Raw genomic sequence first — 12,291 nt, 5'->3', positions numbered from 1 at the left:
GATCACCTCGGGGGGCGGCTGCGCGGAGCGACGGCCTCCGCGCAGCGGGGACGGGGTCAGCGGGCCGTGAAGGTCGGCGACCCCGTCCCGTCGTCGTGGGCGAGGCTGTCCCAGTCGATGTCCTCGCGCCTACGGCGGCTCTCGAAGACGTGGAAGAACAGGTTCAGCAGGACCGCCGTCAGCGTGCCGAGGGTGATGCCGCTGCCCAGCACGGCGCGCACCTCGGTCGACATGCGCTCGAAGAAGGGCTCGACGGTCGTCGGCAGCATGGCGGCGCCGAGACTGACGGCCAGGATGATGGCGTTGCGTTCCTCCCGCAGGTCGACCCTGCCGAGGATCTGGATGCCGACGGTGGCGACCATGCCGAACATCGCGACGGCCGCCGCGCCGAGCACGGGGTGGGGGACGGAGGCCACCACGGCTCCGGCCTTCGGCACCAGACCGAGAAGGATCATGAAGACGCCGGCCGCGACCACGACGAACCGGCTGGTGACGCGGGAGATGCGGACCAGACCGATGTTCTCGGCGAAGGCCACGTACGGGAAGGAGTTGAACACGCCGCCGAGCACGGTGGCGAGGCCGTCGGCCCGCAGCGCACGGCCGACCGTGTCCCCGTCGACCTTCCGTCCGGTGATCTCGCCCATGGCGTACACGTCTCCGGTGGTCTCCACCATGGTGATGAGCATGACGACGACCATCGCCAGCATGGGGAAGACCGAGAAGTGCGGCAGCCCGTAGTGGAAGGGCGTGCTGACGCCGAGCCAGTCGGCCTGGTGGACCGCCCCGAGGTCGGTGTCGCCGAGCAGCCAGGCGACGGCCGTTCCTCCCACCAGCCCGAGCAGGACGGCGATGCTGCGCAGGAACGGGCCGCCGAACCGGATGACCAGCAGGATGAACCCGAGCGTCCCGCCCGCGTACGCGAGGTTCACCGGGTCCCCGTAGTGGGGTCCGTCGACCAGTGTCGAGCCGCCGCCGACGTTCTCCAGTGCCACGGGGATGAGCACGATGCCGATGACGGTGAGCAGGGTGCCGGTGACGATCGGGGGGAAGTACGCGGTCAGTCGCGCGGCGAAGGGGGCGAAGAGGAACGCCGCCAGACCGCCGGTGATCACGGCGCCGTACACCACGAGGAGACCGGCGGTGCCGCCGCCCGCGCCCTGGCCGATGGCGATCATCGGGGAGACGGCGGTGAAGGTCGCGCCCTGGACGAGCGGCAGCCGTGCTCCGATCCGCCAGAAGCCCCACGCCTGGATGATGGTGGCGATGCCCGCGGTGACCAGGTCCGCGTTGATGAGGTAGACGAGCTCCTGGCGCGAGAGGCCGAGGCTGGTGCCCAGGATCACCGGGACGAGCACCGCACCGGCGTAGAACGCCAGGACGTGCTGGAATCCGTAGAGCGCGAGGGCGGGGAGCGGGAGTACCTCGTCCACCGGATGCGGGGTGGTGGCGGGTCGTCGCCGCGAAGCCAGTGGTGCCATCTCTGCCTTGCCTTGAAGTAGGTGAACGTGAGGTAGGTGAATGAGAGGGGGTGCTTGAGGGGTCCGTGCACGAAGGGGAACGCGCACGCGGGGTACGTGCACGGGGGTACGTGCACGGAGGGCGCGACGCAGGTCGCGTGGAGCGCCTCGCAGGAAGGGTCCGGGCGGCCGCGCGGATCAGGCGGTTCACCGGCTGGCGGCACGGGGTTACCGGTGCGCGGCCAGGCGTCCAGACATGGAGGCGTGAGGGGGCCGGGACGAACGGCCCGGGCCGGAGACCGATCTTTGCGGACAGGCAGGCCACCACGCAAGAAGCGCGACATGGTTTTTTAACCAAAACGCCTCGGTAACTTATGAATCGATGGTCGGCAGCCACCTCAAGTGCGGATTTCGTCGCCACCATTGAGGGTCAGCCGACAGCAAGACGAGAAGCCATCCCTCTTGACGACCCCCGGGCGCCCTCACATACTGACGGCCAAATCGATTTGGCCACTCGCTTTGGCTCCCCGTCCAGGGCCGGATCGCGGCTGAACCAGAACGTGTCGAACGCCGAACGGAGCTCGAACGTGTCCAGTCCCCGCAAGACCCTTCCCGGTACGGACCAGCCACCCGCCCCGGACCACGCCGCCCCCGCCGCCCCCGAGGACGTCCACGCCGAGGACGTTCACACCGAGGACGTCCACCCCGTCGACGAGTCCCGCCCCCTGGGCCGGATCCTCCTCTTCGGGATCCAGCACGTCCTCGTCATGGCCGCCACGCCGATCTCGGCGATCTTCCTGATGAGCGCGGCCCTCCGCCTCGACGCCGGTCTGACCGTCAATCTGCTCTCGGCGGCCTTCGTGCTCTCCGGCGTGGGATCCCTGATCCAGTCCCTCGGGCCGTGGCGCTTCGGCCCCCGGCTGCCCTTCGTGATGCTGCCGGGCGGCGCCCCGCTCATCCTCTTCATCGCCATCGCCGAACAGCACGGCCTGCCCACGGCCGTCGGCGCCGTCCTCCTCACCGCCCTCTTCACCTTCGTCGCACTGCCCCTCTTCTCGCGGCTGCTGGCCTACTTCCCGGCCCTGGTCATCGGCACGATGATCGTGATCGTCGGCGTCAACCTGGTGAAGGTCGGCGCGGTCCTGGTCACCGGCCGCCCCGGCGAGCCGGGCTTCGCCGATCCGGTGAACCTCGGGCTCGGCATGGCGACGATCGGCTTCACCGTGCTCTTCTACCTGCTGTTCACCGGCGTCCTTCGCCAACTCGCGGTCATGCTCGGCCTCCTCGCGGGCACCGCCCTGGCGGCGGCGCTGGGGCACATCGACCTGGACCGCGCCGCGGAGGGCGGCCTCTTCGGCCTCCCGGAGCTTCTGCCGTTCGGCTCCCCCCAGTTCAACCTCCTGGCCGCACTGCCGCTGATGCTCTACAGCCTCGCCTCCATGGCGGAGGCCACCGGCCAGACCGTCATCAACGCCGAGGCCGTCGGGAAGGAGATCGACCGGCGCACCACCGTCCCCCGCACCATCCGCGGCGACGCGCTCACCTCGCTGTTCGGCGGCTTCTTCGGACTGCCGCTGATGGTGACGAGCGGCGAGAACATCGGCATCGTCCGCGTCACCGGCGTCCGCAGCCGCTTCGTCACCGCCGCCGCCGGCGTGGTCCTCATCGCGATCGGTTTCCTCGCCCCCGTGACCCGCGCGATCAGCGTCATCCCGGCGGCCGTCATCGGAGGCACCGCCATGGTCGTCTTCGCCGTCATCACCGTGCTCGGCGTGCAGATGCTCGGCCGCTCCGACCTCGACCGGCACACCCACACCTTCGTCTGCGCCGTCGCCCTCGCGCTCGGCCTGCTGCCGATCCTCATCCCCGGGGTGTACGCGGGCTTCCCGCCGAACGCCCGCATCCTCCTCGAAAGCGGTGTCGCCGTCGGCGCGTTCGTGGCCGTCGTCCTCAACATCCTCTTCCACCACGTCAGGCCGCGCCTCACCGCCCGCCCTGCCTCCAGCCGCCCGGAAGGCGACCGATGAACCAGCTCGACCGCGCACTCCTCGACGGGCCCGGCCCGCACCTCCTCGTACCGGACGCCGTCCTGGTGCCCGAAGGGCCCGCCGACGGCCACGGGGTCGTCGTCGCCGACGGTTCGTTCGAGGCCGTGGGGCCCGTCGGAGAACTGCGGCGCAACCATCCGGGGCTCGACCCGACACGGCTGCCCGGCCATATCCTGATGCCCGGATTCGTCGACGCCCACCACCACCTCACGCAGAGCTTCGGATCCGCGCTCGCCTTCGGCGAACCGTCGGAGATCTTCCGGCGGGTGTGGGTACCGCTCGAAGGCGCACTGGACGAGGAATCCGCCTACACCGCAGCCAAGTTGGCCGCCCTCGAGGCCCTGCGCGGCGGGTTCACCACCGTCACCGACGCCGGCACCCGCGCCGACGTGGACGTCGACGTGGTCGCCTCCGCCGCCCGCGACGCCGGGATCCGCTGCGTGCTCGGGCTCGTCTGCGACGACGTCGACCGGGGCACGGAGCTGCCCGCCGTCCTCGACCGGGCGGAGAAGCACCTCGCCCGGTACGAAGGCGACGCGCTCGTCCGGCCCTCCCTCGCCGTCTCCATCCCCGAGGCGGCGACCCCCGCCGCGCTGCGCGGCGTCGCCGGTCTCGCCGCGGACGCCGGAGCCACCGTGCAGATCCACGTCAACGAGCACCTGGCCGCCGTCGAACGCTCCCTGCTACGGCACGGCCGGCGCCCCCTCGAACACCTCCACCACATCGGCGCGCTCGGCCCGCACCTGCTCGCCGCGCACGCCACCCTGCTCACGCCCCGGGAGCTGACCCTCCTCGCCGACACCGGGACCGCCGTCAGCTACAACCCGGTCGCCAGTGCCTGGAAGGGCAACGCCGTCGCTCCCGCCCTGGCCATGGCCGAGCGCGGCATCCGCTTCGGGCTCGGCACCGACGGAACCCGTGGCGACGGATTCCGGCTCGTCGACGCCGCCGAGTTCGCCCAGCGGATCGCGTACGGCCTCGCCAGTGGCGACTCCTCGTGCGGCGCCGGCTGGACCTGGCTCGAACACGCCACCCGGGGCAGCGCCGACGCCGTCGGCCTCGGGACCCGTACCGGCACCGTCGCCGAGGGCCTGGCCGCCGACTTCCTCCTCGTCGACGTCTCCACGCCCGAACTCGCCCTGTCCTGGGACGTGCCGTGGGAGCTCGTGCGACGCGGCAACCGCGACCAGATCACCGCCGTGTTCGTCGACGGCACGATGCGCCTCTGGCGCGGCATGCCGACCACCTGGGACGGGCCCGCCCTCGTACGGCAGGCCGCCGAACGGGCCCGCGCCGCCGTGGAGCGGGCGACCATCACCCGCGTACACGACACGTCCAGCGCGGCACGCGCGCGGAGCACCGCGCCGTGAGCGCCGGTGAACTGGCCGTCCTCGCCGTCACCGTGGCCGTCGCCGCGTTCGTGCAGGGGAGCAGCGGGCTCGGCTTCGCGCTGATCGTCGCGCCCGTGGCCGGGATCCTGGATCCGGCCCTGCTCCCCGTGTTCGTGCTGACGTCGATGATCCCGCTCAACGCGTACGTGGCGTGGCGGGAGCGGGCCGCGCTGGACGTGCGCGGGGCCGGCTGGATCATCGCCGCGCGGCTCGCCGCCACCCCCGCCGGCCTGGCGCTGCTCTGGCTGATCCCGGACCGCAGCCTCGGCCTCTTCGTGGGCGGCGCCACGGTCCTCGCGGCGGTGGCGAGCCTCGCCGCACCCGCGTTCACGCCCGGCCGGGCCGCCTACATCGGCGCGGGCGCGGTGACGGGGCTGACGGAGACCGCCACCGGTGTCGGCGGTCCGCCGCTCGCCCTGGTCTACCAGCACCGGCCGCCGGCCGAGCTGCGCTCCACCGTCGCCGTCTGCTTCCTGGTGGGCGAAGTCGCCTCGCTGGTGCTGCTGTTCGCGACGGGGAAGGGTCAGCCGGCGGATCTGGGGTGGGCGGTACTGCTGCTGCCGGCGACAGCGGCCGGCGCATGGCTGAGCCGTCTGTCGCACCATCGCCTGGACGCCCGCAGGACGCGTCTCGCGGTGCTCGGGTTCGCGCTGGTCTCCGGTCTGGTGCTCATGCTCGGGCTGTGATCCTCAACGACGACGCGCGCGGGATCACCCGCGGCTCGGGCGAGGTGACCACCGCGCCGGTGGTCACCTCGCCGCGCAGCCGGCCGAGGAGCAGTTCCACCGCGTCGGAGGCCGCCCGGTCCAGGTGGAGGTCGACGGCGGTGAGGGGCGGCTCGCACGTACGGGCCCGCAGGCCGTCGTACCGGGTGACGACCATGACGTCGTCCGGTACGGCGCGCCCGCTGTCCCGGACGGCACGGACCGCGCCGACGGCGAAGGCGTCCACCAGCGCGCACACGGCGTCGGTGCGGGGGTGCTCGGCGAGCAGCCGCGCACACGCCTCGTAACCGGCCCGCTCGCCGCCCTCCTCCTCGGCGGTCGCCACGACCGGCGGCCAGCCGTACTCCTCGGCGAGGCGCTCGTAGGCGGCGCGGGCGTCGACCGAGGAGTGCCGCTCCCCCGACCCGATGATCAGCGCCGGCCTCCTGGCGCCCTGCTCCCGCAGGTGCGCGAGCAGTTTCCCGGCGACGAGCTCGCCGCGCAGATCGACGTACGGCGCCGCCTCGTCCGGGGACACGGGCCTGCCCAGCGTCACGTACGGCAGTCCGCGCTCCCTCAGATGCGCCGCCGCCTCGTCGTTCACGTCGGGCTCGACGACGATGGCACCGTCGATGTCGACGGAGTTCAGCCCCGAACCGGACCGCACGGGCGGCACCAGCACCAGCGCGTAGCCGTGCAGCAGCGCGCTCTCCGCGACGGCCGCGGCGATCTCCATGTAGAAGCCGAGCCGGGAGGGCCCCGCCGCCACGGCGAACGGCATGGAGGAGGCGAGCGCGATGGCCTTGGCCTGCCCGCGCCGCAGCCGCTGTGCCCGCAGATTGGGCCGGTACCCCAGCTCGGCGGCCACCTGCCTGACGCGCTCCCGCGTCCGCGGGTCGACCTTCCCGATCCCGTTGAGCGCGTGGGACACCGTGGTCCGCGACACACCGGCGGCGCTGGCGACGTCGGCGATCGTCGGTCTCGCCCCGGACCCGGAAGTGGGCATCTCCCTCGCTCCTCGCGTGATGCGGACGTGTGCGGACGTGTGCGGACGTGATACGGAACAGCTGCCGCCCCCATCTTCGCCGACCCGGCCGCCGGCGGGGGCGAGGGGGCGGCGGGAGACGCCACGCCTGCCCCGCCGCGCGGTCCCCGAGGGGTGTCCTGCGAGCGGCACCTGCCGGACCGGGCCCGGCTACTTGCGGCCGACGCCCGCGTACATCGCGACGTCCGGCGCCGGCGTCTCGGGCCGCCAGGCGGAGCACGACACCACACCGGGCTCCAGCAGTTCCAGGCCGTCGAAGTAACGGGCGATCGCCTCGGGTGTGCGCTGGGTGAGCTTCGGGGTGCCGTGCTCGTTCCAGAACGCCACCGCCGCGTCGACGTCCGGCATGTCGGGGTGGGTGACGGTGTGGGACAGGACGAGGTGGCTGCCGGGGGCGAGCGCGTCCATGAGGCGGCGGACGACTCCGTACGACTCCTCGTCGTCCTCGACGAAGATGACGACCCCGAGCAGCATCAGCGCGACCGGCTGCGTGAGGTCGAGCGTCTTCGAGGCGGCGGCCAGGATCGTGTCGACGTCCCGCAGGTCCGCGTCCAGGTAGTCCGTCCGCCCCTCGGAGGTCCCGACGAGCAGGGCACGGGCGTGCGCGAGCACGAGCGGGTCGTTGTCCACGTACACCACCCGCGCGTCGGGGGCGATGCGCTGGGCGACCTCGTGGGTGTTGTCGGCGCTCGGCAGCCCCGTCCCGATGTCGAGGAACTGCCGGATGCCCTCCCGCTCGGCCAGATGGCGCACCGCGCGTCCCAGGAAGAGCCGGTCCGCCTTCGCGTACTCCCCGATCCCCGGATGCAGCTGCCGGATCCGGTCACCGGCCTCCCGGTCGACGGGGTAGTTGTCCTTGCCGCCGGTCCAGTAGTTCCATATCCGGGCGGTGTGCGGCCGGGACGTGTCGATGCGCGATTCGATGTCGGTCACGCCCTCAACGTAGCGCAGCACCCTGATGAGTTGCCTTCCGCCCGCCGCACGACCGGGACCGCGGCGGCGGTGTCAGTGGGCTCACGTATTCTTCCCGCCACCGCCCCCCGACTGGAAGGACCGAGAGCCTTGACCGGCCTGTCCGCTTTCCCGCTGCCTTTTCGTTCCTCGCGTTCCATAGGGCTCGCGAAACCCCGGACACTGCGGGAACTCGCGATGATGCGGATGAGCGCGCTCATCCGGGAGAAGCCCGGGTGGTCCGAGAAGATGAACGACGCCGAGATCGTCGCCCGGTGGACGAAGGAAGCGGTCGACCAGGGGCTCACCGAAGCGCAGATTCGTTATGTGCTGGCCGAACTCGCGCATTACGCCGCGCTGCGGGACGAGCGCACCGGCGTCGAGGTGTCGGGGGTCGACGGGGTATGGCAGTCGGACACGCTGATCGACCCCGGGCTGAGGTCCCGGCTGCGCGAGGCGGTGGGGGTTCTGGAGGACGTGCCCGAAGCGGACAAGGACTGGCATCCCGGCTCCGACGGCCAGGTGCTCGACCTGGTTCATCCCTCACTGTTCTGCCTGGTGAAGGACGTGAGCGGTGCGCCCGAGCGGGCGTGGCGGAATCCGACGGACCGCTACGCGACGTACGAGTTCTCGGAGCGGTTCCAGTGGCTGCCCACGGACGTCGACGTGAGCGACGAGGGCGAGGTCACCTTCCTTTCGTACGTCAACAACGTCCACCCGGAGGCTCATCGGGAACTGGCCGCGGTCCTCCCGGAGCTGTTCGGGCGTTTTCGCCCGCTGCTGGAGAACGTGCTGACCGATCTGCGTCATCCGCGTCCGCTGCGGATCGAGGCCGACCCCTACGGGTGGTACGACTCGGAGCCGGAGCATCCGGACAAGGCCTCCTTCAGTGACAAGGCGGCCTACGCCGAGGCCGTCCGCGCATGGGAGATCGCCGAGGACGACTGGTGGGACAACCGCCGCCCGGTCCTCCCCGACGCCCCGGACTTCACCCCGCCCGAGGTGCCGGAGGAATCGGCCCGGTGCGACCTGCGCGGCCGCCGCCTCCAGGTCATCGTCAAGCTCGCCACCCTTCACCTCACCCCGGAGAAGCCCGAGTACGCCGGGGGTTCCTGGCACGTCGAGGGGATGGTGAACGAGCGGATCGTCTCGACCGGCATCTACTACTGGGACAGCGAGAACATCACCGAGAGCCGACTGGGTTTCCGGGCGGCGGTCGACGACCCCGACTACGAGCAGAACGACGACAACGGGATGCGTGAGGTCTACGGCCTGGAGAACGAGGACGCGCTGAACCAGGTGCTGGGATCGGCCGCGACTCCGGCGGGCCGCTGCCTGGCGTTCCCGAACGTCCTCCAGCACCGCGTCGGCTCGTTCCGCCTGGAGGACCCCACCCGCCCGGGACACCGCAAGATCCTCGCGTTCTTCCTGGTCGACCCGTCGGAGAGGATCGTCTCGACGTCCGATGTGCCGCCGCAGCAACCGTGGTCCGCGACCGCGACCATGACGCTGGAGCAGGCCAAGGAGTACCGCGAAGAGCTCATGCGGGAACGCAAGTTCTTCGTCGACGAGCACAACGAGCAGCTCTACGAGCGGGAATTCTCGCTCTGCGAGCACTGACGCTCCGGCCGCGCCCGACGCCGGTCTCGGGGGACACGGCCGCCACCGACCGGCGGCCCGGGGTGTCCCCCGCCGGGCCGCCTCGTTGACCAGACCGTACGAGCCCGTCCAGGTGCTCCATACGGAAGGCGTTCCCATGAAGTCCATGCTCATCGGTGGCGTGTTGTTGGCCGGGGCCGTGGCCCTCGGCTCCGCGGGGGCGGCCGCGGCCGCCGCACCGGCCGAGGGTGACGCGCCGGTGCCCCGCCCGGCCGCGGCACCGACTGCGGCAGAAGCCGCGCCCGCCCTCGGCCAGCTCCCCCTGTCCGGCAATCAGCTGTCGCCGCTGGGCACCTTGCTCGGCAGCTGACCGGCACGACCGGGTGTCGCGCCGGTCGGGCGGGCGGCATTCCGGTGCGGACGGCATGGCGACGCTCACGTCACGCGTGCGGCCGCTCCGGTGTCGACGTCAGGACGGGTCGCCGTACTGGAGGCCGCGTCCGTTGGTGCCGACGTAGACGCGGCCGAAGGTGTCCGGGTCGCCGGTGATGACGCCGACGCCGCCGATGGCGCCCCACTGGTGGGCGTCGTCATTGACGCGGAGCCAGGTGGCGCCCTTGTCGGTGGAGCGGAAGACCCCGGTGACGTCCTTGACGGTGCCGATCAGATAGAGGGCCTGGTAGGAGGCGCCGGGTGCCGCCTTGCCGAAGCCGAGGGCGGACGCGGACCGCACCGTGGTGAGCCTGGTGAAGGTGCGGCCGCCGTCGGTGGAGTGCAGCAGTCCCTCGGCACCGCCGGCGATCCACAGGTCTCCGGCGACGCCGGGGACGGCCGTGAGCCGGCCGGCGGGCAGGTTCGTGGCGCGGGCGGTGAAGGTCGCGCCGCCGTCGGTGCTGGCGTGGAGCGTGCCGCCGGACAGGGAGTAGAAGGTTCCGGCCGAGGAACGGTCGGCGACGACGACGGCGTCGGTGCCCAGGCCGCGGACCCGGGACCAGCTCGCCCCCCTGTCGGTCGAGCGGTACGGGACCTGGCCGGCCTGGGTCCAGACGAGGGTGGAGCCGTCCGCCGCGAGCGCGACATGACCGTCCCGGGCGCCGGCCACCGGCTCCGCCGTGAAGCCGGTCCAGCTGGTGCCGCCGTCGGTGGAGTAGGCGCCGTCCTGCGCGCCGCCCCGGCCGACGCGCACCATCATCGAGGGCCTGGACTGGGCGAAGTCGATGTCGGTGCTGTTGGTCATCATCGGGTTGCCCAGTCGTCCGGCGGGCACCTTGGTCAGGTCGTCGTGGCGGAATCCGCCCTGGTCGCCCATGGCGGTGACGACTCGGGCGCCGCCGGGCGGGGCGATCGCGTCCATCAACGCGGTCTCCTCGAGGCCCCGCGCTCCCACGGCCCAGTGGCTGGTGCCGCCGCTGTCGGTGGCGGTGGCGTCCTTGCTGCGCCAGATGCCGTTGCCGGTGCCGTACAGCACGTGCCCGGAGTCGAAGGGATCGATGGCCAGGGCGGTCATCCAGTGCCCGGTGTGGGTGCCGATGTAGGGAGCGTCGGAGGCGCTCCGAACCGAGGTGGCCGCCAGCGCCTTCCAGGTGGTGCCGCCGTCGGTGGTCCGGTAGATCTCGTCCTCCGGCCACCAGCGGCCGAGGGTGGTGACCATCACCGTGGACGGCTTGCGCGGGTCGACGGCCAGTCCGGAGAAGCCGTATCCGCCCTGCGAGGGGGAGACGTTCTTCCAGGCCCCGCCGCTCGGCGTGTGCTTCCACACGCGGCCGGCCGTCACGCCGTTGGGTCCGAGGGCGTCGGTGTACGTCAGGTAGAGCGAGCCGTCGCCGGAGAGGACGCCGTGCTGCGGGAACTGGCCGGTGGGCTGTCCGGGGACGGCCCGCCAGGTGGTGCCGCCGTCGGTGGAGCGGTACAGGGAGGTGGACTTGTCGGCGACGCCGACGTAGACCGTGCCGCTGCCTGCCGGACCGTACGTCACGAAGGAGATGCCCGCGCCGCTGCTCGCCCCGTCCTTGACGGGGAAGGAGGAGACCTGCCGCCATGTCGCACCGCTGTCCGTGCTGCGCCACAGGCCGTTCTTGCGGGTGCCGAGCAGCAGGGTGCGGTTGTCCGAGGGGTCGATCACGAGCCGTTCGCCCGCCCCGCGGCCGTCCTCGTTGGCGCCCAGCTTGAACGGCAGGTCGGTGCGCCGGAAGGTGCGGCCCCGGTCGGTGGAGCGCAGGATCGCACCGTTGCCGGCCCACTCGTTGGTGTAGGTGCCCGCCGTGAGGTAGAGCCGGTTCGGGTCCACGGGGTCGGTGGCCAGGGCGTCGATGCCCAGCAGGTTCCAGTCGTTCTCACCGAGCCAGTCGGTCAGCGGGATCCACTGTTCGGCCGCGCTGTCCCAGCGGTAGGCGCCGCCCATGTCGGTGCGCGCGTACAGCAGCCCCTTCTCGCGCGGGTTGAACACCAGGCCGGTGACGTATCCGCCGCCGACCACCTGGGCGTTGCGCCATGTGTACGGTCCGGCCGCGGCCGACTGCGCGTCGGCGACCTTCACCAGCTTCCACTGCTGGTTGGTGCTGCCCCTGCCGGGATACTGGATGACCGCCGCGCCCTGGGCCGTGGAGCCTCCGGAGACGTCCAGGACCTGGCCGCTCCTGCGGGAGGTGAAGGTGACGGCGCCGGAGTCGCTCACCTCGTCGATCCGCCACTCCTGGGAGGCGGACGAGCTGTCGGTCTGCTGCTCGGCGGCAGCCGCCTGGGCGGTCGAATCGCCGGCTATGCCGAGCACTTTGCCGCTGTTGCGGTTCACCAGCTCGTAGTAGCCGTCGCCGGTGGACCGCAGCCTCCACTGCTGGTTGGCGGTGTTCTGGTCGGTCCACTGCTGGATGCGCGTGCCGTCGGCGGTGGAGAAGGCGTTGACGTCGAGCACCTTGCCGCTGCGCACGGAGACCAGCCGGTAGTAGGCATGGGCGTCGACCGTCGCGGCCTGCGAGTCGTCCTGCACGAACAGGAGGTACGGCACGACGGTGGCGGGCACTCCGAGCAGCAGGGCGGCGGCGGTCCTGCGGCGGCGGTGACGTCCGCGGCGCCCGCCGTTGGTGGGGTTGTTCATGG

Annotated in this window: 9 protein-coding genes; 5 read left to right on the top strand and 4 right to left on the bottom strand. The window is 72.0% G+C overall.

Annotation, left to right across the window (positions count from 1 at the left end):
- Window positions 1–56: 56 nt before the first annotated feature.
- Window positions 57–1,430, bottom strand: a complete 1,374-nt coding sequence (locus ACFY7C_RS16620; RefSeq protein WP_389650226.1) for a nucleobase:cation symporter-2 family protein — start codon at window positions 1,428–1,430, stop codon at window positions 57–59.
- Window positions 1,431–2,044: 614 nt separating this feature from the next.
- Here ACFY7C_RS16620 and ACFY7C_RS16615 point away from each other — a divergent pair.
- Genes ACFY7C_RS16615 through ACFY7C_RS16605 form a run of 3 tightly spaced genes read left to right on the top strand, consistent with a single transcriptional unit; the run spans window position 2,045 to window position 5,582 of the window.
- Window positions 2,045–3,484: a uracil-xanthine permease family protein gene (locus ACFY7C_RS16615; protein ID WP_389650223.1), complete on the top strand. Its 1,440-nt coding sequence runs from the start codon at window positions 2,045–2,047 to the stop codon at window positions 3,482–3,484.
- Window positions 3,481–4,875: an amidohydrolase family protein gene (locus tag ACFY7C_RS16610; protein ID WP_389650220.1), complete on the top strand. Its 1,395-nt coding sequence runs from the start codon at window positions 3,481–3,483 to the stop codon at window positions 4,873–4,875. Before ACFY7C_RS16615 ends, ACFY7C_RS16610 begins: the two co-directional genes overlap by 4 nt.
- Window positions 4,872–5,582 carry a sulfite exporter TauE/SafE family protein gene (locus ACFY7C_RS16605; protein WP_389650217.1) on the top strand — a complete coding sequence of 237 codons (711 nt, stop codon included), beginning with the start codon at window positions 4,872–4,874 and terminating at the stop codon, window positions 5,580–5,582. Before ACFY7C_RS16610 ends, ACFY7C_RS16605 begins: the two co-directional genes overlap by 4 nt.
- Here the strand turns inward: ACFY7C_RS16605 and ACFY7C_RS16600 are convergent.
- Window positions 5,566–6,606, bottom strand: coding sequence for a substrate-binding domain-containing protein (locus ACFY7C_RS16600; RefSeq protein ID WP_389650214.1), 1,041 nt, complete (start codon window positions 6,604–6,606; stop codon window positions 5,566–5,568). The two genes, ACFY7C_RS16605 and ACFY7C_RS16600, sit on opposite strands and share 17 nt — an antisense overlap.
- A gap of 189 nt (window positions 6,607–6,795) precedes the next feature.
- Window positions 6,796–7,578 carry an SAM-dependent methyltransferase gene (locus ACFY7C_RS16595; RefSeq protein ID WP_389650211.1) on the bottom strand — a complete coding sequence of 261 codons (783 nt, stop codon included), beginning with the start codon at window positions 7,576–7,578 and terminating at the stop codon, window positions 6,796–6,798.
- Between the two features lie 129 nt (window positions 7,579–7,707).
- Here ACFY7C_RS16595 and ACFY7C_RS16590 point away from each other — a divergent pair, with 129 nt between their 5' ends.
- Together ACFY7C_RS16590 and ACFY7C_RS16585 are read left to right on the top strand one after the other, a co-directional pair.
- A complete protein-coding gene (locus ACFY7C_RS16590) occupies window positions 7,708–9,216 on the top strand; it encodes a DUF4246 domain-containing protein (RefSeq protein ID WP_389650208.1) in 1,509 nt (502 codons plus the stop codon).
- A gap of 136 nt (window positions 9,217–9,352) precedes the next feature.
- Window positions 9,353–9,565, top strand: a complete 213-nt coding sequence (locus tag ACFY7C_RS16585; RefSeq protein WP_389650206.1) for a hypothetical protein — start codon at window positions 9,353–9,355, stop codon at window positions 9,563–9,565.
- A gap of 99 nt (window positions 9,566–9,664) precedes the next feature.
- On the opposite strand, the gene ACFY7C_RS16580 is transcribed toward ACFY7C_RS16585, so the two are convergent.
- On the bottom strand, window positions 9,665–12,289 hold the full coding sequence (locus tag ACFY7C_RS16580; RefSeq protein ID WP_389650203.1) for an RICIN domain-containing protein: 2,625 nt from the start codon (window positions 12,287–12,289) through the stop codon (window positions 9,665–9,667).
- Window positions 12,290–12,291: the final 2 nt, after the last annotated feature.

Origin of the sequence: Streptomyces sp. NPDC012769 (assembly GCF_042901205.1) — a bacterium.
Taxonomy (GTDB): Bacteria; Actinomycetota; Actinomycetes; order Streptomycetales; family Streptomycetaceae; genus Streptomyces.
This window is presented reverse-complemented; position numbering and strand designations above follow the sequence as displayed.